This window comes from Maricurvus nonylphenolicus, from assembly GCF_042854845.1.
GTDB classification, from domain to species: Bacteria; Pseudomonadota; Gammaproteobacteria; order Pseudomonadales; family Cellvibrionaceae; genus Maricurvus; species Maricurvus nonylphenolicus.
On the sequence record NZ_AP031498.1, the window covers coordinates 5,121,741 to 5,141,424 of the forward strand.

General features: G+C 49.6%; 20 protein-coding genes. 17 read left to right on the forward strand and 3 right to left on the reverse strand.

Translation table 11 applies throughout. The features are described from left to right. Positions 1–14: 14 nt before the first annotated feature. The gene (locus tag ACGHZ6_RS22135) at positions 15–1,529 is read right to left on the reverse strand and encodes an NAD(P)H-hydrate dehydratase (RefSeq protein WP_390616235.1); all 1,515 of its coding nucleotides are present in this window, start codon (positions 1,527–1,529) and stop codon (positions 15–17) included. A 78-nt stretch (positions 1,530–1,607) separates the two neighbouring features. Between ACGHZ6_RS22135 and queG the strand changes: the two genes are divergently transcribed. Next, entirely contained in the window at positions 1,608–2,729 is a 1,122-nt protein-coding gene (gene queG, locus ACGHZ6_RS22140; RefSeq protein WP_390616236.1) for a tRNA epoxyqueuosine(34) reductase QueG, read from the forward strand. Positions 2,730–2,937: 208 nt separating this feature from the next. Here queG and ACGHZ6_RS22145 read toward each other — a convergent pair whose 3' ends face one another. After that, positions 2,938–3,417 carry a response regulator gene (locus tag ACGHZ6_RS22145; protein WP_390616237.1) on the reverse strand — a complete coding sequence of 160 codons (480 nt, stop codon included), beginning with the start codon at positions 3,415–3,417 and terminating at the stop codon, positions 2,938–2,940. A 126-nt stretch (positions 3,418–3,543) separates the two neighbouring features. Further along, positions 3,544–4,086, reverse strand: a complete 543-nt coding sequence (gene orn, locus ACGHZ6_RS22150) for an oligoribonuclease (RefSeq protein ID WP_390616238.1) — start codon at positions 4,084–4,086, stop codon at positions 3,544–3,546. 76 nt (positions 4,087–4,162) lie between these two features. On the opposite strand from orn, the gene rsgA reads away from it, so the two are divergent. The 16 genes from rsgA to ACGHZ6_RS22230 all read left to right on the forward strand — a co-directional run bounded on the left by rsgA (position 4,163) and on the right by ACGHZ6_RS22230 (position 19,665). Next, positions 4,163–5,179 (forward strand): small ribosomal subunit biogenesis GTPase RsgA, encoded by a 1,017-nt coding sequence (gene rsgA, locus ACGHZ6_RS22155; protein ID WP_390616239.1) that lies wholly within the window; start codon positions 4,163–4,165, stop codon positions 5,177–5,179. A gap of 107 nt (positions 5,180–5,286) precedes the next feature. Continuing rightward, complete coding sequence (locus ACGHZ6_RS22160) at positions 5,287–6,882, forward strand: HDOD domain-containing protein (protein WP_390616240.1); 1,596 nt, start codon at positions 5,287–5,289, stop codon at positions 6,880–6,882. Positions 6,883–6,964: 82 nt separating this feature from the next. Continuing rightward, positions 6,965–7,798 carry a rhodanese-like domain-containing protein gene (locus tag ACGHZ6_RS22165; RefSeq protein WP_390616241.1) on the forward strand — a complete coding sequence of 278 codons (834 nt, stop codon included), beginning with the start codon at positions 6,965–6,967 and terminating at the stop codon, positions 7,796–7,798. Between the two features lie 92 nt (positions 7,799–7,890). Then, positions 7,891–8,748: an archaetidylserine decarboxylase gene (gene asd, locus ACGHZ6_RS22170; RefSeq protein ID WP_390616242.1), complete on the forward strand. Its 858-nt coding sequence runs from the start codon at positions 7,891–7,893 to the stop codon at positions 8,746–8,748. Between the two features lie 408 nt (positions 8,749–9,156). Then, positions 9,157–10,917, forward strand: coding sequence for a hypothetical protein (locus ACGHZ6_RS22175; RefSeq protein ID WP_390616243.1), 1,761 nt, complete (start codon positions 9,157–9,159; stop codon positions 10,915–10,917). Between the two features lie 535 nt (positions 10,918–11,452). Then, positions 11,453–11,821: a VOC family protein gene (locus ACGHZ6_RS22180; RefSeq protein ID WP_390616244.1), complete on the forward strand. Its 369-nt coding sequence runs from the start codon at positions 11,453–11,455 to the stop codon at positions 11,819–11,821. A 117-nt stretch (positions 11,822–11,938) separates the two neighbouring features. After that, complete coding sequence (locus tag ACGHZ6_RS22185) at positions 11,939–12,208, forward strand: hypothetical protein (protein WP_390616245.1); 270 nt, start codon at positions 11,939–11,941, stop codon at positions 12,206–12,208. Between the two features lie 766 nt (positions 12,209–12,974). Beyond that, the gene (locus ACGHZ6_RS22190) at positions 12,975–13,427 is read left to right on the forward strand and encodes a GNAT family N-acetyltransferase (RefSeq protein ID WP_390616246.1); all 453 of its coding nucleotides are present in this window, start codon (positions 12,975–12,977) and stop codon (positions 13,425–13,427) included. Positions 13,428–13,457: 30 nt separating this feature from the next. After that, positions 13,458–13,862 carry a DUF2784 domain-containing protein gene (locus ACGHZ6_RS22195; RefSeq protein WP_390616247.1) on the forward strand — a complete coding sequence of 135 codons (405 nt, stop codon included), beginning with the start codon at positions 13,458–13,460 and terminating at the stop codon, positions 13,860–13,862. A 204-nt stretch (positions 13,863–14,066) separates the two neighbouring features. Then, a complete protein-coding gene (locus ACGHZ6_RS22200) occupies positions 14,067–14,585 on the forward strand; it encodes an adenylate kinase (protein ID WP_390616248.1) in 519 nt (172 codons plus the stop codon). Between the two features lie 59 nt (positions 14,586–14,644). After that, positions 14,645–15,538, forward strand: coding sequence for an alpha/beta fold hydrolase (locus tag ACGHZ6_RS22205; protein WP_390616249.1), 894 nt, complete (start codon positions 14,645–14,647; stop codon positions 15,536–15,538). Between the two features lie 44 nt (positions 15,539–15,582). After that, complete coding sequence (locus tag ACGHZ6_RS22210) at positions 15,583–16,269, forward strand: SDR family NAD(P)-dependent oxidoreductase (RefSeq protein WP_390616250.1); 687 nt, start codon at positions 15,583–15,585, stop codon at positions 16,267–16,269. Between the two features lie 82 nt (positions 16,270–16,351). Then, complete coding sequence (locus ACGHZ6_RS22215) at positions 16,352–16,492, forward strand: hypothetical protein (protein WP_390616251.1); 141 nt, start codon at positions 16,352–16,354, stop codon at positions 16,490–16,492. Positions 16,493–16,603: 111 nt separating this feature from the next. Continuing rightward, positions 16,604–17,881 (forward strand): O-acetylhomoserine aminocarboxypropyltransferase/cysteine synthase family protein, encoded by a 1,278-nt coding sequence (locus tag ACGHZ6_RS22220; RefSeq protein ID WP_390616252.1) that lies wholly within the window; start codon positions 16,604–16,606, stop codon positions 17,879–17,881. 51 nt (positions 17,882–17,932) lie between these two features. Continuing rightward, the gene (locus tag ACGHZ6_RS22225; protein WP_390616253.1) at positions 17,933–18,787 is read left to right on the forward strand and encodes an RluA family pseudouridine synthase; all 855 of its coding nucleotides are present in this window, start codon (positions 17,933–17,935) and stop codon (positions 18,785–18,787) included. A 98-nt stretch (positions 18,788–18,885) separates the two neighbouring features. Beyond that, positions 18,886–19,665, forward strand: a complete 780-nt coding sequence (locus ACGHZ6_RS22230; protein WP_390616254.1) for an SDR family NAD(P)-dependent oxidoreductase — start codon at positions 18,886–18,888, stop codon at positions 19,663–19,665. The last annotated feature ends 19 nt before the right edge of the window (positions 19,666–19,684 follow it).

A 19,684-nucleotide genomic window follows, 5' to 3' on the forward strand; every position in this document is an offset into this window, starting at 1 on the left:
TTTATCTGCCACGGTTAGCGCACTCCGTTAAGCAGCTGGCGCAAGTAAGGTAAAAGGTCGGTTGGTAACAGGCCACGAACACCGTCATCCTGTACCGCCAGATCAGCGGCTTCACCGTGTAAACACACACCCAGTTGGGCGGCGGTCATGGCATCCATACCCTGCGCCAACAAAGCGCCAAGCACACCACTTAACACATCGCCCATACCGCCAGTAGCCATGCCTGGGTTACCCACATTGGCAAGACTAACCTGGCCGCCAGACGCTACCAGTGTACCGGCGCCTTTTAAGATCACCGTACCGCCGTAACGCTCCTGCAGTTTGGCCACGGCGGCAAAGCGGTCGGCCTGCACTTCAGCGGTGGTGCAATCGAGCAAGCGGGCAGCCTCACCTGGGTGCGGCGTCAGAATCCAGTTATTGCGCTGCGGGTTGGGTAGTACACGCCCTGCCGCCACCAGATTTAAGGCATCGGCATCAATCACCATCGGCAGTTCGGTTTTCGCCGCCTGTTGCAACATTTGTTCAGACCAGGGGGTTTGACCCAATCCTGGACCTAAAACCAAAACTGTCGGGCGCTCTAACAGTGGCTCCAAGGCTTGGCCTGAAGGCACCCCCAGTACCATCAATTCCGGACGGCGGGCAATCATGGGACTGACATGCTCTGGCTGAGTCGCCACACTGGTCAACCCTGAGCCCAAACGCGCCGCTGCTTCGGCAGCCATTAATGCGGCACCGGCATAACCGTAGTCACCACCAATCACCATGGTGTGACCAAAGCTGCCTTTGTGCGCATCCTGATCACGCTCGGGCAGACGCTCTAATAAATCGGCCAAACGCAAACGCTGGGTGGTGGCGGTTTGGGTGGCATAAATCGCTTCGGGTGCCTGCAAACTGGCAAAGCGCAGCTCGCCGGTCATGGCCGGTCCGCGGCCTGTTAGCAAGCCCTGCTTCATACCAATAAAGGTGATAGTCAGCTGTGCCTTAACCGTTTCCCCCAGGCTGCGACCGGTATCGGCACACAGGCCAGAAGGTAAATCCAAGGCTACCACCGGCTGGCCACTGGCATTGATCAGGCGGATAGCCTGGGCGTAAGGCTCGCGTACCTCGCCGCTTAAGCCGGTACCCAGCATGGCATCAACTACTACGCCCTGCGGGGATTTACACTCGCTAAACGGCTGCATAATCACGCCTTCACGGCGGGCAAATTCATAGGCCGCCTTGGCATCACCCTGAAGTTTTTCCGGGTCGGCAACATAATAGACGTTAACAGGAATGCGACGCTGGGCAGCCAAGCCTGCCACCACATAACCGTCACCGCCGTTATTGCCACTACCGGCGACGACGGTAATCGCTTCCGGCTCTGGCCAGCGCTTTAACAGGGCTTCAAAAGCGGCACGTCCAGCACGTTTCATCAGCAGGATACCGGCAACGTCATGCTCATCAATGGCGCAGCGGTCGAGCTGGCGCACCTGTTCAGCCACGTAGAGGTCTGTGGGAAGATCGGTTGTAGATAGAACAGGTGATGTCATAGAAAGCTCTCGAACAGCGATAAAATCTGGCACAATAGTTCGCAGATTATACGGAAGCTGTGGATTAGACACTACTAGATGAGCGCCTCTAACCTGGATGAACTTGCCGAACAGATCAAAGTCTGGGGCCGCGAGATGGGCTTCCAACAGCTGGGCATTACCGATATCGACCTCAGCCAGCAGGAAACCCAGCTGCAGGCATGGCTCGACAAGGGCTACCACGGTGATATGGGCTGGATGGCCGATCACGGCAATATGCGCTCGCGCCCGGATGAACTGGTGCCCGGCACTATTCGAGTGATTTCTGCCCGCATGGATTACCTGCCCGGTGATACCCAGCAGATTCAGGTACTGAAAAATCCCGAACAAGCTTATGTTTCGCGCTATTCTTTGGGCCGTGATTATCACAAGCTGATCCGCAAGCGCTTGAGCAAGCTGGCCAAGATGATCGAGGAAGCCGCTCAACAGATTCCCAACCTAGAGCAGGATATCTCCCAGCGCGCCTTTGTCGACAGCGCGCCGGTGATGGAACGCGCCCTGGCCGCCAAGGCCGGTCTCGGCTGGGTAGGCAAACACACCCTGGTGTTAAATGCCAAAGCCGGTAGCTGGTTTTTCCTCGGCGAGATCTACACCAACCTACCCCTGCCTGTGGATAACAACCCACAGGAAAACCAGTGCGGTGAGTGCACCGCATGCCTGAAAGTCTGTCCGACTGACGCCTTTACCGGCCCCTATGAGCTGGATGCCCGGCGCTGTATTTCCTACCTGACCATCGAATACGACGGTGTGATCCCGGAAGAATTCCGCGAGCCTATGGGCAATCGGGTATTCGGTTGTGACGACTGCCAGGCCATCTGCCCCTGGAATAAATACGCCAGCCCCAGTGAAGAAAGTGATTTTTCTCCCCGCCACGATTTGGATAAAGCGCCATTGCTGGAGTTATTTAATTGGGGTGAAGAGGAGTTTTTGAAAAAGACCGAGGGCTCGCCAATTCGTCGGATTGGCTATCAGCGTTGGCTGCGGAACTTGTCGATTGGGTTGGGTAATGCGCCTTACAGTGAAGTGATTATTGAGGCGCTAAAAGCACGTCAGGGCATGGCGGATGAAGTGTTGACTGAGCATTTGGATTGGGCGCTTAAACAGCAGCAAATGCAGAAAGACAATCCGCGCTGGCGACGGAAAAGAAAAATAAAGCAGTAACCCCTGCATCGCAGCCAGACCAACACTCCACGCCATCCCCATGAAAACGGGGATCCACGATGCGAAGTGTATTAAAGACGACTAGCTCCGTGGGAGTTAATGGACTGTAGAATTGGGATCCAGGTAGGTGCCAGCAAACTGGATCCCCGTTTTCACGGGGATGGCGTGAATAAGTCCTAGTGTGAGATTCAAGACTTCTCAAGAATAACTATACCCTTGGTGCATCATCCCCACACTCCGATTGATTAGGACACCGCCACCCCTCCACAGGAAACACCTGCCGATCATCCACCTGCTCACACTGCTCCGATAACCCTTGCTGCCCACACATCACACACTGCTCCAGTAACGCCAGCGCCGCCTGCAAGCGCTCCAGACTCACAGGCTTACAAAAGTACATACAGGCAAAATCATCGGCATGCTCTTCCATCGGAGTCGCAGAAAGCATAATAAATTTTTGCTGCGGATATTCCTTACGCACCTCACTCATCAGGTAATAACCGCTACCACCCGGCATCAAAATATCAGACAGGATCGCCAACCGTGGCGGCTGATAGCGACCACTCTGCATAAAGTCTAAAAAATCGGCAGGACAGGAAAAGGTTTGTGCGCTGTAACCAAGCTTGGTCAGCATGGCACTGTAGGTGAGGGATAAACTGGGCTGATCTTCTACGAGATAAACATCCATATTTGGCTCTTAACAATTTTCATCCTGAAAAACTGCTTACGATAACACCCCCAAACATCCAGCTGCAGACGGGCTATACACAATCAAGCATAGCCCAGCCGCGGGGTAGACGCTATGGCGCGCCCATCAGGTCTTAAGGAAATGTTCGCGATAGTGAACTAGTTCTGCAATAGAGTCGCGAATATCATCCAACGCCAAATGGGCACTGGATTTTTTTACCCCATCAGCGACTTCAGGGTTCCAGCGCTGAGCCAAAATTTTCAGGCTACTGACATCCAGGTTGCGGTAGTGAAAATAGGCTTCCAGCTTCGGCATATATTTCACCAAAAAACGGCGATCCTGACCGATGGAATTACCACAAATCGGCGACTTACCTTCAGGCACCCACTGCTGCAAAAACTCGATGGTTTTGGCCTCAGCCTCTTCAGTACTGATGTTTGACTGACGCACCCGCTCGGTTAATCCAGAACCACCGTGCTGATTGGTATTCCATTCATCCATAGCTGCCAGGGCTTCATCACTCTGATGAACCGCCATCACAGGGCCTTCGGCCAGTACATTAAGGTCGCTATCAGTAACAATTGTGGCGATTTCGATAATGACATCAGTTTCCGGCTCCAGGCCTGTCATCTCCAAATCAATCCAAATCAGGTTGTCGTCATTTTGCATACGGGTAATTTCCAGTACTTTCCACTACAATGGTCGCTTAAAATACAATTGTAGCGGTATTTCTCCCCTTCACTCTATGGCCAAACGCAAATTAACCCGCCGCCAGGCATGGCGGATCAAAAAAGTTCAGGAAGAACGGGCCGCTCGGGCCAACAAACGTGAAGAACGTATCGAGCAAAACAACGATAATCTGGGACCAGAGCAACACGGCCTGATCATCGCCCACTACGGCACCCTGATTGATGTTGAAGCCACCGATGGCGACAACAAAGGCCAAATTACCCGCTGCCATATGCGCGCCAACCTGGGTTCACTGGTTACCGGCGATAATGTGGTCTGGCGCGATGGTGATCCTCACGGCGTAATTGAAGCCGTGCTGCCACGCCACTCGAAACTCAGCCGCCCCGATCCTTACGGCGATATGAAAGTGGTGGCCGCCAATATTGATCGCATTGTGATTGTGATTGCGCCCTACCCGGAACCCCATGCAAATTTGGTCGACCGCTACCTGGTTGCCGCGGAATCCATTGGTATTGAGCCTATTATCCTGCTCAACAAAACCGACCGTATTGATGACAGTAATCGCGAGCTGCTCTCAACATGGCAACAGCGTTACACCGAACTGGGTTATACCTGGTTACAGGTATCCACCACCCAGCAGCAGGGTATTGATGACCTGACTGGCTACCTCGCCAACTACACCAGTGTGTTTGTCGGCCAATCTGGCGTAGGTAAATCCTCACTGATTAATGCCCTACTGCCCGATGCCAATTTGCGTGTGGGCGCCCTGTCGGAAAACACTCAAAAAGGCACCCACACCACCACCACCGCGCAACTGTTTCACTTCCCGCGCGGCGGCCATCTGATCGACTCGCCGGGTATTCGCGAATTCGGCCTCTGGCATATGGACGCCCAAACCCTGCTCGAAGGCTTTGTGGAGTTCCGCCCCTTTATCGGCCACTGTAAATTCCGCGACTGTGCCCACCAGGCCGAACCCGGCTGCGCCATTCAAAAAGCCCTGGCCGATGGCGATATTAGCCAGGAGCGCATGGCCAGCTACCGACACATATTAGCTACACTGGAAAATGAATAACCAATAACGGGAACGAAAGACTCGGGGTCAGACCCTGCGGGTCTGACCCCATTCCGAAGGCACGACACCAACGCAGGCACGCTCAAATAGGCAGCAACAACCGGAACATGACTACAACGCCCACTCCAATCACCGTTGCCAAACCGCCTTCTCTACAACAATGGCTAGAGCGCCTGGATAACCTGCGCCAACTGCCCCTGCTACCCGACACCCCAACTGCCGTACTAACTGCGATTAATCGCCCCAACTCCACCGCCGAAACTGTGGCCCAGGTAATACGCCGCGACCCAGTGTTGTGTATGCACCTGTTCGACAGCGCCAATCGCATCGTCAGCAAAACCGGCAATGAGATTAAACACCTGCCCCATCTAATCAGCTTGCTGGGTTTGCCCAATGTGGCACAACAGGTACGCGCCGCACCGGCACTCAAACCAGACAGCCATAACCCTGGTTATATTGAAGCTCTTACCCAGAGCCAACTGTGCGCCGAAATTACCGCCCAGCTCTGGCCGCTAAAAGGCCTGGCTGCCAATGAGGGATTTTTTCCAGCGTTACTGTTGATGACACCTTTGTGGGCACTGTGGCACAGCGCCCCGGATTTGATGCAACAACGCCAAGGCTTACTGGCCAACCCGGCACTAAGCTCGGCAGAAGTCGACAACCTGACCCTGGGTTTACCCCTGCAGGAATTGAGCAACGCCCTGATTCAACACTGGGCCCTGCCACACCAATGCCACAGCGTTTGGCATTTTGATGCACCGTTAACCCGCAAGGCACTAGCCGCTATTCACCATCAGCAATTGCCGCGCTTTATTCAACAACATCCGCAACAGGAAACCGCACTGCAATCTGTTGATTGGCTATTACTGTGCTGCCAGCTGGCTGCCAGCCAGGGTTGCCGCAATTGGTTTTCACGCCGCAGCCGCCGCAGCCAAAGCGCACTGGCTACGCTGCTACATCAACCCCAGGACAAGGTAGATCACCTCATACACCAAGCTGCCCACCGCTGCGCCTGGTTAAGCCCACAACAACTGCATCCGGCCGCACGCCTGCTAATGGCCTGGGACGAAACACAACAGCAAGCCTGCTACTGCCTGCAACCAGAAGCCGCTGAACAGCCCAGCACACCCGCCACCACTGACACAGAAACACCCACACCCAGTCACAACAACAATCTGGTACTGCTGAAAGCCAATTTAGAGCGCTTAAGCGAACGCGGCGGCAGCTTTGCCAACCTCAATCAATTGCTTGGCGTACTGGTAAACACCTTAAATGAAGGCGTGGGGCTGGAGCAGGTGATGCTGCTTACCCTTAATCGCAACCGCGATAAATTACAGAGCCACTTTAGTACCGGCATCGACGTTGACTCACCACTGCGCTCCCTGCGTATTGCCCTAACCCCCAATACGCAAAAAGGCATTATGGGCAAACTGCTGAAACAACAAAGTGGACTGCTGGTAAACCAGGAAAACCGCCAGGCCGCCCTAAAAGCCCTGCCACCGGAACTGGTGCCCCACTTACCCAACAGCGACTTCGCACTGATGTCGCTGTTTCACCGCGACAACCCCATTGGCCTTACCCTGGTGGCGAGCCCCAACTTTAACCAAACCGACTACCGTCACCTGAAGCGCTGCTGTCAGGCCGCCAGTAAAGCCATTCAGGACTTCGCCCTACAACAGAGCCGTTCTCGCAAGAGCGCCTGATTAGCCTCTGACTAACGCCTGATTTCCATGGCCAGTTGTTTTACACTAGCCGCCAATATTGTTTCAAACAGAGATAACGACCATGACAGCGCCCGTGCTGCCCAGCTCTTCATTGCCATTAATTGTTGAACCCCAAGACTTTGCCAAATTCGCCAATAGCGCACCCACCCAGGACATTCTGCTGCTGGACCTGGGCACCGAAGCCCACTACGCCGAAGGCCATGTCCCCGGCGCTGTGCATGTGAATACCAAACAGTTGATACTGGGCCAACCACCAGCCCCCGGCCGCCTGCCTGGGGTAGAGCAACTGAGCCAATTGTTCAGCAGCCTGGGCTTAACGCCTGATACCCATGTCGTGGTGTATGACGATGAAGGCGGTGCCTGGGCAGGCCGCATGATTTGGACCCTGGATGCAATTAGTCACAAGCACTACAGCTATCTCAACGGCGGCCTGATTGCCTGGAAAGGCGACGGCCTGCCGCTTGAAAGCCAAAGCAACAGCCGCGAAGCTGCACCACAGACCGTAAGCATCGACACCACCCCAATTGCGGAAATTGATGATATTCTGCCACGCCTTAACGACAGCAACTTTGCCGTTTGGGATGCTCGCGGCCCACAAGAATACAGCGGTGAAAAAGTACAAGCCGCCAAAGCCGGCCATATTCCCGGTGCTATCAATGTCGAATTTACCGAGATGATGGATCGCCAGCGCGACTTCCGCATTCGCACCGATGCCCGAGAATACCTGGCCGAGAAAGGTTTAAATGACAACCAGGATATCGTCACCCACTGCCAAACCCATCGCCGCTCCGGCCTGACTTATCTGGTCGGAAAAATGTTGGGCTTTAACATCCGCGGTTACCACGGTTCCTGGTCCGAGTGGGGCAACCACCCGGATACCCCGGTCGAGAAATAAATTTAATTCATTCCTGCGAAGGCAGGAAGGGCCTGCCCCACGAACAACGTGAGTCTTGTGGGCATCCAAGTGAACTTAAGAAACGAAAAGATATGAACGAAAAACTCTTCACCACCCTACAATACCTAATCCCACAACACGCCCTGTCACGCGCCGCTGGCTGGTTGGCAGAAACACGTATTCCCTGGATTAAAAACCCGTTTACCCAGTGGTTTGTGAAACGCTACAACGTCAATATGGAAGAAGCTCTGGAAACCGATCCCTGTGCTTACGATTGTTTTAACGACTTCTTCACCCGCGCCCTAAAACCCGGCGCCCGCCCCATTGATGAAAACAGCGATACCATCGTCTGCCCCGCCGACGGCGCCATCAGCCAACTGGGTGATATTGAATACGGCCGCATCTTCCAGGCCAAAGGCCAGGACTACAGTCTGACCGAACTGGTGGGCGGCGATGCCAAACTGGCCGAACCCTTTATGGGCGGTAAATTTGCCACCGTGTACCTGTCACCGAAAGATTACCACCGCGTGCATATGCCGTTTAAAGGCACCCTAAAAACCATGGTGCACGTACCCGGCGATTTATTCTCGGTAAACGAAGCCACCGCCAATCAAGTACCCCGCCTGTTCTCCCGTAACGAACGCGCCGTAGCCATCTTCGATACCGAACTCGGCCCCATGGGTGTCGTCCTTGTAGGTGCCATGATCGTCGCCAGTATCGAAACCGTTTGGGCCGGTCAGGTCGCCCCGATTAAACGCACCATCAAAACCACCGAGTACGGCCAGCAAGAACCGATCGTGTTGGATAAAGGTGGTGAAATGGGTCGCTTTAAACTTGGCTCCACCGCAATTGTTCTGTTCGGACCGGATGTCATGGAGTGGGATGATGAATATCAGGCGACTACACCGACCGTGATGGGTGAGCGTATGGGTAAAGTCAGTAAGGGGTGAGTTTCTTACTCACCCCTTTCCCTCTTATGCTTGATTCCGGAATTTTTTTGTTCAGATGCTATTTCTACCCCAAATAAGCTCAAAGAATAATCTTTAACACCAAACCTTTCCCATCCTCCTATGACTTAGGAGCTGAAGCCCCACAAAAGAAATAACTCATTGATACTAGTAAGGTTTTCTCGACCTGCACTCTAGAAAAGACATAAATATATACTTGAAATAATATGTTGCCACTAGCCAGAACGGGAAAAGTATCCAGTAGCATATTGTTTTAAAGACAGATTTATAGAATAGTTATACTGTATGATAAATGATTAGCGCGCCTTCAGATTAACGCCTAGAGTGAGCTTGGAAGGCGCCAATTAACTTTAAAGCTATTGCTCCTGCCAAAAAGTCGAGGGAAAGACTATGCCGTATTTTAAAAGTATTTTTCTGTTGTTCATCCTAACATTACTGTCTGGATGCTTTTGGAAGTCTACTCAAGTCAAACCTGGCACATCACAAAAACAGGATCTTCCTTCCGCCCAATCCTTGCCTGCCCCCCCTACAGATAAAGACGTTCGCCACGAGGATTTAATAAACCCATTTAGCACCCCGGCTTTAGAACTGGTCAACCAATGGCAACCAAACTCTTACTATGCACGCTTGTACGTTGAACCGTTTGGAATGGTATCCGGAATATCAAAATGCCAAGAAGCCTCCTCATTCATTAAAGGACTAAAGAGTTTCTTTGGAGTAAAGAATGCTACAGGGTTTTATGTAACAGCGGATATTAGCAGTCAAAACAAAACCCTTGCCAATAACATTGTCATTTTGAGTTATCTGGTTGACGATTTAAATAATACGAACAGCAATTGCGAAACTGTATCCTTAAATGGCTATCTAACCCCGTATTTTAAAGTTAATCCTGGGTTAGATATCGAAATATCCTATAAAATCCATTACACAGATAACAACAGTATAGAGACAGTAAAAAAACTGAAAGAAAGATCCGAGTCCATTATCGATCACTTTGCCCCCAAAAGTGTAGGAGTCCTCATAAACAAAGTTTTCTCCCCCATCATAGCCCCCCTAGACAGCGCTATTGAAAGCTCCCTCAATGTAATTGCCACCGATACACTCACAACTCACTTTTCATTAAATACTGCGGTAGGCCAAGACCGCATAGATGGATCTAGGCTGGATTTCAGCCCTATCTTTCCAAACAATCAAAAACTATCTCGAGGAATTGGCGCCAAATTCAACCTACTATACTACAAATCCGTAATTGGACTAGGGCAAGAGCAAGTCATTTATGAAGATGATCCTAGTCAGATGTTAAGCTCAATACTCGATGGAACAAGAAATAATTTAGACGTTTATGCAGTACTACAGCAGAATGAAATCAATGGCCTAGTAGCAAACTCACTTAAAGTTTATAAAGACAAAGAGCACACCAGGCATTTAGAAGAGGCCTGCAGACATATAAAAAACTATGCATCTAAAGATTTAGGCCTTACAAAAGATGACGCTTTAGCTTTCAGGTGGGCAACTTTAACTGAGTTCTCGAACTACAACAATCACTTAGATATAAGAACAGACATATGTTTTAGACAGCATGAACTACAAAGATTAATAGACCTCAACAGGAATTATATATTCAAAGTAGCTCGAGATATAATTCCAAGCGAGAGAGCAAATTATGTTAATGACATGCTAAACGTCTTCGGATCTACAGTACTATCAGACAAATCAACAAACAAAGACATGTATGACATGGAAAATCTGACTCTTTTCATCTCATTATCCGACCCTCTCCCAACTGACATTGAAGACCTTTTAAACAAAGAAAGCGATAAAAAAGAAAAAAACAGATTGTATGAAGGTGAAGAAGCATTTACAAAGATACAGAAAATTTTAAAAAGAGCCCGATGTGGAAGAATATCCAGCACTAGCCCGCATGACGACCTTGCTTTTGTAGGGAAGCTGGACACATCCTTTGGCCCCAAATATGTACTTGGAGGTCTACAGGTAGACAAATATGGCAAAAAAAACAAAATAAAAACAATTTACTTAGCCGATATAGATCTAATACAGCAGCATATTAAGCCATACAAAGAGTGGCCAATAGGCCAAACAGAAGGGCTTTGCCCCAAAGAGGGTGACAGATACTTGATTTCTGGATTATAGGAGATTCTCTAATGAATAAATTCAAGCACTACGCTCTATTCTTAGCATTATTATTAATTACACCTACAACCTTGGCTTGCAACCCTGGCTGTATAGTTCAAGCAGACAAATCATGCGTCTGCCCCAACCCTAGACCAAGGCCATAACCACAATTAACGAGGTTAGAGACATTTTCAGCCAACCATGGCTATTAATCGTAACTATCTAAAACCGCTCCTTATATAAAGTAAGAACCAATCCATTTGTTGAGCATATCGCAGGCATAAGAGCTTTAGAAAAGTCAGGCTTCTCAAGTCAAAAAAAAAGGGGACGGAGGGATTATTTATTGACCAACCGCCCCTTTGATCAAAATTTAATCCCTCCGTCCCTTATATACCTTATATACAATTGTATGCATTACCGGATTCTTCGAGGCACTACTAGAAGGTGTATTTTCTATCTTCGAAATTATCGCTGATATATTTGGTTCAATATTTGGGTAACTAGTGCCACTAGTTATTCTTAACGTTCGTTTATTGCCGGAGGTGCTCCCAAAATGGACTTAAACCAAGTAACCGTACAATCAACAGACATCACCCAATCAATCAACTTTTATAGGCTACTCGGCTTAACTCTGATTGTTCAAGACGAACATTACGCACGCTTTGAGCTTCCCAATGGCAATGCCACATTCTCTGTCCACTATACTGAAGAGGCCAAAATATCGAATACTATTATCTACTTTGAGGTAAACGATGTCGTTCAAACTGTTGAAAACTTGAAATCCAAGGGTATTGAATTTATAAAAGAGCCAACACAAGAACAATGGCTTTGGCATGAAGCGCGGCTAGTCGACCCATCAGGCAATGAGTTATGCATTTACACGGCTGGCGAGAATCGAAAAAATCCTCCGTGGCGAATATAACCAATCCAGGCAACTCTTCCTCATATCGATTATCAGTTAAGCATTTTAATATTCCCCCCAAGTGGAAGTCCACACTATCACCATCAATACTTAATATAAGAACACAGGAAGCAACCAATGCAAAACAGATCAGAAGAAGAGCTGAACAACATCAAACGTGAGCTGATTAAAACCCAGATTATCGGTGCCCCCGGAATGATACTCGTTGCCCTGGGCCTTTATGGCGTATTTGCAGCAAACGGCAACGCCTTTCACCCCTTTCTCAACAGTATTGATAACTGCTACACCATCCTTGCTATTGGCGGGGCTATTGCCTTATGGGAAACTATAAAAGTGACAACATTAATTAAGCGGCAGTCAGAACTAAATAAGCAGCTAAACACATAGCAAAAGTTTAAGGGAGCCTGATTATCGGCACGATAAAGAAAGTCCTTTCAGATGAGTTTAAGCTACTAACGTTCCGCCAATTCAAGTTAGATACTTCAATATTTAACTGGTATTTGGCTTTTGGCATTGGTTTCACCTGGCTTTGCGGTATCGGCAGGTACTGGGACAACCCAAGAGCCGATCTGTGGCAATACCTAGGGTTAGGCTCTGTGGGTTATGTTTTTGTTCTAGCCGCCATACTCTGGCTAATTATACTGCCGCTTAAGCCCGCAAACTGGAGCTACAGAAATGTACTTCTATTTGTCTCTTTAACATCGCCCCCGGCAATTCTGTACGCTATTCCTGTCGAGCGCTTTATGTCTCTACCCTCAGCGCAGCTCGCTAATGTGTGGTTTCTTGCCATAGTAGCCATTTGGCGAGTAGCCTTGCTTGTCAAATTTCTAATGAGTGCAGCACGTTTATCTGGCCTTTGTGTTTTGGTGGCAACTCTATTGCCGTTAACACTCATAGTGACATCCTTAGCCGCATTGAATTTAGAACATGTGGTCTTTAAACTGATGGCAGGCCTTGAAGAGCACGAGAAGTCGGCGAACGATAGCGCTTACTTTATCCTGCTATTGATTACCTATTTTTCTGTTATAACCTCACCTATCCTGTTGGGCCTTTACGGATGGCTAATCTATAAACGGCGTCAAATCACCAGATAGCAAAGCACTTAAGGAAAAGCATCCACACCGTTTAATGTGGAGTTAAGAGATTTACAAACATGAAAACAACTGTATCAGCACTATCCAAAGCCGATAGAAGTGAGTGGGAAAAGCTCTATCACGCCTATGCCGACTTCTACAACATGCCCATAGATGAGAATATCCTTGATACGGTCTGGTCCTGGATATTCGATAGCAACAACCCGTTTTATTGCCTGATCGCCAAGAATCAACAGGGCGAGCCTTTAGGGGTTATGCATTACAGGGAAATGCCCTCCCCGCTGCGCGGCGCAACCGTCGGTTTCTTAGATGATTTATTTGTCTACCCTGAAGCCAGAGGTAGCGGCGTGGTCGATGCGCTGTTTGACGCGCTAAATAAAGAAGCGGCAGAGCATGGCTGGCCTTTTGTGCGCTGGATTACGGCGGACGATAACTATAGAGGGCGTAGCGTGTACGACAAGATTGCAGATAAAACCCACTGGGTTACCTATCAAATGTCCGCAGAGTCATAATCGGCAACTGTTATTGCATAGGAAACCATTGTGACACAAGAGATGCTGTTTACCGTCCTGGCAGATGCGATCTTAATTGTGCACTTTCTGTTTGTTTTATTTGTCGTGTTTGGCCTCTTCTTCATATTTTTGGGCCATGCATTAAAATGGCAGTGGGTGAAAAACAGAAGATTTCGAATCTTCCACCTACTCGCCATTGGTATCGTTGTCTTTCAATCCTGGATTGGTGTTATTTGCCCCCTAACCACTTGGGAAATGACGTTAAGAGAAGCCGCTGGTGCAGAAACATACGCGGGCTCTTTTATACAGCACTGGTTACAAAGTTTGCTGTACTACACAGCACCTGAATGGATTTTCATTGTGTTGTACACAGGTTTCGGTGCTCTGGTGTTAGCCAGCTGGTATGTCGTTCGCCCTCACTCGCGCGCTAAGTAATCTAACCTCCACTAGATTGACATCCCGCAAAATATTGTTAATGATTAAGCCATGAATACACATCACGCGCATCAGACAGTTCAAATTATTACCATCATTCCTTAGGAATGGTGGGTTTTGACGCGTCAGTCATTTTCAAAAACCCGCCCAAGAGGCGGGTTTTTCGTATCAGCTTCTTGGGTTTACAACACCGCAGGAGGCAACATGAAAAAAGTAGCCATATTTGGCAACACCGGAGGCGGAAAATCTACGCTGGCTAAACAGCTCGCAGAGGCAACCGGCATACCATTACATCCGCTGGACAAAATAAAGTATCTACCGGGAGGGGAAGAAGTTCCGCATACGGAATACCTCACCACCCACGCTGAGTTATTGCAGCAGGAACAATGGATCATTGATGGCTTTGGTTGTGTGCCATCGGCGTGGGAACGTTTTGCCGCGGCGGACACCCTTATCTATCTTGACTTACCGCTGTTTACCCATGGCATGTGGGTAACCAAACGGCTGTTAAAAGGCCTGTTTGTTAATCCAGAAGGCTGGCCCGAGAATAGTCCTATACTGAAGGGAACACTGAATAGCTACCGGGTGCTCTGGTTATGCCATAGCAAGCTGACACCTAGATATCGTCAGTTTGTTACCGAGGCAGAAATATCAAAGCAGGTACATCATTTGAGATCCCCTGACGCTATCCGTGCATTTCTAGATGATATTCAATCACAATAACGGTAATCTTCGACATGTCATATCAGATAGCTGACAGTAGCAATGGAAAGAGTAAGGATATGAAGATCAACAGGGTAGTTGTAGGGTTTTTTCTGTGTTTGGTCGCTGCAATCAGTCATGCGGCGGCGTTTGAATCCAAGTTAATATCAGTCACCACGGGGGCAGAGCAAGGTACTGAATCTGACGTGGTGTTTATCCACGGTTTTGCCTCAACGTCTGAAGTATGGTCGGAAGCACAAACCTATCTTGGCAACAAACACCGCATTCACTTTATCGATATTAACGGATTTGCCAATCGTCCGGCGCCAGATACCTCACCACAAAGTTACCTCACAGCTTTACGCGATGAGATTATTCGCTACATTCACAGCCAACAACTCGATAAGCCCACCCTGGTGGGCCATTCCATGGGAGGGCTTATTTCATTGCTGATTGGTAGCAGTAATCAATCCGTTGCGGGGAAAATTGTCGTCGTCGATGCGCTGCCGTTCTACAGCCTTATTTTCAATCCCAATGCCACCACCGAGCAAGTCGCCCCTATGGCAGCCAATATGGAACAGCAGTTATTGGCGATGAATGATGCACAGTTTGAATTTCAGGCCAAGCGTTCTGTCTCCATACTGACAAAAGCCGCCGGTAAACCTGAGCTGTTATTGGACTGGTCCAAAACATCCAATCGGCAAATCTATGCGCAACTGATTCGAGAAGTGATGGCCTATGACAGCCGTGAATCCATTGCGGCCATCGAAAGCCCGGTTTTTGTTATCTATGCCTTTGATCAGAACATGCCGTTTTCGTTACTGCAGCTGCGCAAACTTTATGACAGCGCTTATACCAATGTCGGCAATGTAGAATTTATGCGGGTAGAGGATTCATTTCATTTTGTCATGTGGGACCAAACCGAGACATTTTACAACCACCTGAATCAAGCACTAGAACAACAAGTACAATGAGGCCCGCCAGCAATGGTCCTTAACAACGGAATAAAATCTGGAAGATGAAAAAAACTATTCTTGTTATCGGCGCCAGCCGTGGCATTGGTGCCGAAGTTGTCAAACACTTCTCAGAGAACGACCACAGGGTGATGGGTGTATCCAGAAGCCAAGCCAAAAACTGCGAATGGATTCAAGCAGATATATCCAGCGCTGAAGGCATAAAGCAACTGTTCTCCACACTCGGTCAAACACCTATCGACACGTTAATTTATTCAAGTGGTGTCTGGGAGGACTACGGATTTACGAAAGAATTCGATTTTCAAAAGACCAGCGAGTCAGAAACCCGTCAAATCATGTCGGTGAATCTCGTAGCGCCGATTGAAATCACAAAACGCGCAGTAGCTAACCTTTCACTCTCCACTGATCCCAGGGCAATTTATCTCGGCGCACTTTCAGGAATGGAGCAATGGGCCTCCTCACAGGTAGCATACACGGCCAGTAAATTTGGCCTGCGCGGGGCTATTCAGGGATTACGATTGGCGCTGAAACAACAAGGCATTGGCTTTAGTGTGATTAATCCGGGTAATGTTGCCACCGAAGAAGTATTACTGGATATTCAGGAAGGGCGATGTAAGCAGCAAACACCGATCCCCATGTCTGATATTTTATCTACCTTAGATTGGCTTTTATCGCTGTCTGCTTCTGTTGAAGTTGGCGATATCAACCTAATACAACGAGACAGCATTTAGCCCTTTAAGCAAACAGGGTTATGATCTTTGCCGATCCTTTAACAGACTGTTATGCTGATTGCAGAAATCACAAGAGGTTTATATGTGTAACTGCCAATCTGTAGCAGGACTTATGATCGCCGAAGCGATTAAACGAGGGACCATCACACCAGAAATGGCCCGCAAGATCAGTGCCGGTGAAACTAAGCCGGCCGCGTCTACCCCAGTAAAAAAATCTTCTTAATTTACTTGAACCAAGTCAAAGACAAATAAATAGCTGGTCCTGTATGTTCGACCACCTACATCCACCTCTGCCTACTGGCAGCTCCAGGAGATCCTAGAGAAGGAAATAAGCATGAAGCCGGAAACCATCGCCCTGCACGCAGGTTATGAAAGTGAGCCCACTACCAAAGCCGCGACCACCCCAATTTATCAAACCACGTCTTATACTTTTGATGATACCCAGCACGGTGCCGACCTATTCAACCTAGCCGTACCCGGTAACATCTACAGCCGCATTATGAACCCGACCAATGCTGTGCTGGAGCAACGCCTAACAGAACTGGAAGGTGGTATTGGCGCACTGACCGTTGCCTCGGGTATGGCCGCGATTCGCTATGCCATTGAAACCATTGCCGAAGCCGGTACCAACATTGTCAGCACATCACAGCTCTATGGTGGTACTTACAATTTGTTTGCCCACACCTTTCCGCGCCAGGGGCTGGAAGTACGTTTTGCCGATGCGGATGATGTTGAACGCGTTGCATCACTGATTGATGAAAATACCCGCGCGCTATTTTGTGAGTCTATCGGTAACCCGGCGGGTAATGTGGTGGATATTGAAGCCTGGGCCGATATCGCCCACGCGGCCGGGGTCCCCTTAATTGTCGATAACACCGTTGCCACCCCGCTGCTGTGTCGTGCCTTTGATCACGGTGCCGATATTGTCGTGCACTCACTGACCAAATATATCGGCGGCCACGGTACTACCATTGGTGGTGCGATTGTGGATTCCGGCAAGTTTGACTGGGCTGCTCACCCGGAGCGCTTTGCCGTAATGAACACACCGGATCCGTCTTACCACGGCGTGGTGTATACCGAAGCCATGGGTGAAGCCGCCTTTATCGGTCGCTGCCGTGTGGTGCCTTTGCGCAATACCGGCGCAGCGCTTTCGCCAAACAGCGCATTCCAAATTATGCAGGGGCTGGAAACCCTGGCTTTGCGCATGGAAAGACACTGCGACAACGCCCTGGCGGTGGCCAACCATTTATCACAACACCCGCAGGTGGAATGGGTAAACTACGCCGCGCTGCCCGATAGCCCCTATCACGCCAAGTGCCAGCGCATTTGCAATGGCAAGGCTGCAGGCATTGTCAGCTTTGGCATTAAGGGCGGTATTGAAGCCGGGGCGAAATTTATCGATGCACTGCAGTTAATTCTGCGCCTGGTGAATATTGGTGATGCCAAATCCCTGGCCTGCCATCCTGCCAGCACGACTCACCGCCAACTCAATCCTGCTGAGCTGGCTTCCACCGGCGTGTCGGAAGAGATGGTACGTATCTCGGTGGGCATTGAGCATATCGACGATATTCTTGCCGATATTGATCAGGCACTGGAGGCCAGCGCCCAATAGCTGAGATAATAGGGTAAAAACCCAACCGACAAAAAAGACACTGCAGCATCAATGACAGAGATTATCGAAACCCGCCTGACCATCGATGCTGACAGCTGCCAACTTAAGGCCAGCCAAGTGCTGGCCAATCACACCCAAGTTTCCCAGGCAAAAATTAAAGACGCCATGCAAAAAGGCGCGGTGTGGTTATTGCGAGGCAAAAGCAAACAGCGTTTGCGTCGCGCCAGCAAAGCATTAAAACCTGGCGACACGCTGGAACTGAATTACAATCCGCAGCTACTTAATCAAAGCGTCCCCGAACCACAACTTATCCATGACGCAGTAGATTACAGCGTGTGGTTTAAACCCTACGGACTCTACTGTCAGGGCAGTCGCTGGGGTGACTTTGCCAGCATCAATCGCTGGGTAGAAATCAATCTACCCAAGCTGACAAATACTGCCGAACGCCCGGTGTTTTTAGTTCACCGGCTCGATCGCGCTACCTCGGGCCTGATGCTGTTGTGTCATAGCAAAACCGCTGCCCGCCTGTTCAGTGCAAAGTTTGCTGAAGGGCAGATGGATAAACGTTATCAGGCCATTGTACATGGCGACTTTTCCAACTTACCGCCGGAATATAAAGTCGAGCAAGAAGTGGATGGTAAACCCTCATGCAGCATCTTTTCCCATGTCGACCATAACGGTAGCTACTCCCTGGTGGATGTGAAACTGCTGACCGGCCGTAAACATCAGATACGCCAGCACCTGAGCAACCTGGGCTACCCGATTGTGGGGGATCGCCTCTACGGTAACGGCGCCGAGGATGGCAGAGACTTGCAACTGCAATCTGTCTCCCTACAGTTTACCTGCCCTGTTAGCCACCAACCGCAGCATTTTACCGTAGCAGATCAGTTTAAACTGCGACTCTAGTTGGCGCGGATTGACAGCGCCTTGACGTCTTTCGCAAGTGCATGGCGTCATTTGATTGCTTAACATTTGTACATCATTAAGCAATCAGGAAAGCCCCTATGTCTAATACAGCACTTATTACAGGCGCCTCCAGCGGTATTGGTTTGGAACTGGCTCGCATCCATGCCGCAAGAGGCGGCGATCTGGTATTGGTAGCTCGCTCTGAAGACAAACTTAACGAACTGGCAAGAGAGCTAGAAAGCAGCCACGGGGTGAACGTTACCGTGATTGCCGCCGACCTGGCCCAGGCAGATGCCGCCAAGCGGGTTTTTACGGAAACGGAAACCCTGGGTTTACAGATAGATACCCTGATCAATAACGCCGGTTTTGGTGGCCATGGTAAGTTTTATGATCGCGACCTGGCCGCTGAAGAATCGATGATTCAGGTGAATATGACGACCCTGACCAGCCTGACCCACTACTATTTGAAAGGCATGGTTGAACGCCAGTATGGACGTATTCTCAACATATCCTCCACCGCATCCTTTATGCCCGGCCCGCTGCAAGCGGTCTATTATGCAACAAAGGCCTATGTAACCTCCTTTAGTCAGGCCATTGCAGAAGAAGTTGCTGAGCACAATGTGAACGTCACCGCCCTGTGCCCAGGTGCTGTTGATACCGGCTTTGTTGCAGCGAGCAATCTGGAAGGCGTTGATGTCTTTAAGCACGCAAAATCACCACGCACGGTGGCAGAGTGCGGTTATAACGCCATGCTGGATGGCAAGCTGGTAGCGTTTAATGAAGGCGCGTTACAGTTTATGCTAAATTGGATCACGCCACTGTTGCCGCGCAAGACACTGCTGAAAGTCTCTCGCAAGGCTATGGAAAAAGCAGCTTAACCCCAACCTGCGAGCCCCG

Bases quoted from the DNA above. Each gene is read 5' to 3' on its own strand.
- ACGHZ6_RS22135 (WP_390616235.1), bottom strand. From the start codon at position 1,529: ATGACATCACCTGTTCTATCTACAACCGATCTTCCCACAGACCTCTAC.
- queG (WP_390616236.1), top strand. From the start codon at position 1,608: ATGAGCGCCTCTAACCTGGATGAACTTGCCGAACAGATCAAAGTCTGG.
- ACGHZ6_RS22145 (WP_390616237.1), bottom strand. From the start codon at position 3,417: ATGGATGTTTATCTCGTAGAAGATCAGCCCAGTTTATCCCTCACCTAC.
- orn (WP_390616238.1), bottom strand. From the start codon at position 4,086: ATGCAAAATGACGACAACCTGATTTGGATTGATTTGGAGATGACAGGC.
- rsgA (WP_390616239.1), top strand. From the start codon at position 4,163: ATGGCCAAACGCAAATTAACCCGCCGCCAGGCATGGCGGATCAAAAAA.
- ACGHZ6_RS22160 (WP_390616240.1), top strand. From the start codon at position 5,287: ATGACTACAACGCCCACTCCAATCACCGTTGCCAAACCGCCTTCTCTA.
- ACGHZ6_RS22165 (WP_390616241.1), top strand. From the start codon at position 6,965: ATGACAGCGCCCGTGCTGCCCAGCTCTTCATTGCCATTAATTGTTGAA.
- asd (WP_390616242.1), top strand. From the start codon at position 7,891: ATGAACGAAAAACTCTTCACCACCCTACAATACCTAATCCCACAACAC.
- ACGHZ6_RS22175 (WP_390616243.1), top strand. From the start codon at position 9,157: ATGCCGTATTTTAAAAGTATTTTTCTGTTGTTCATCCTAACATTACTG.
- ACGHZ6_RS22180 (WP_390616244.1), top strand. From the start codon at position 11,453: ATGGACTTAAACCAAGTAACCGTACAATCAACAGACATCACCCAATCA.
- ACGHZ6_RS22185 (WP_390616245.1), top strand. From the start codon at position 11,939: ATGCAAAACAGATCAGAAGAAGAGCTGAACAACATCAAACGTGAGCTG.
- ACGHZ6_RS22190 (WP_390616246.1), top strand. From the start codon at position 12,975: ATGAAAACAACTGTATCAGCACTATCCAAAGCCGATAGAAGTGAGTGG.
- ACGHZ6_RS22200 (WP_390616248.1), top strand. From the start codon at position 14,067: ATGAAAAAAGTAGCCATATTTGGCAACACCGGAGGCGGAAAATCTACG.
- ACGHZ6_RS22205 (WP_390616249.1), top strand. From the start codon at position 14,645: ATGAAGATCAACAGGGTAGTTGTAGGGTTTTTTCTGTGTTTGGTCGCT.
- ACGHZ6_RS22210 (WP_390616250.1), top strand. From the start codon at position 15,583: ATGAAAAAAACTATTCTTGTTATCGGCGCCAGCCGTGGCATTGGTGCC.
- ACGHZ6_RS22215 (WP_390616251.1), top strand. From the start codon at position 16,352: ATGTGTAACTGCCAATCTGTAGCAGGACTTATGATCGCCGAAGCGATT.
- ACGHZ6_RS22220 (WP_390616252.1), top strand. From the start codon at position 16,604: ATGAAGCCGGAAACCATCGCCCTGCACGCAGGTTATGAAAGTGAGCCC.
- ACGHZ6_RS22225 (WP_390616253.1), top strand. From the start codon at position 17,933: ATGACAGAGATTATCGAAACCCGCCTGACCATCGATGCTGACAGCTGC.
- ACGHZ6_RS22230 (WP_390616254.1), top strand. From the start codon at position 18,886: ATGTCTAATACAGCACTTATTACAGGCGCCTCCAGCGGTATTGGTTTG.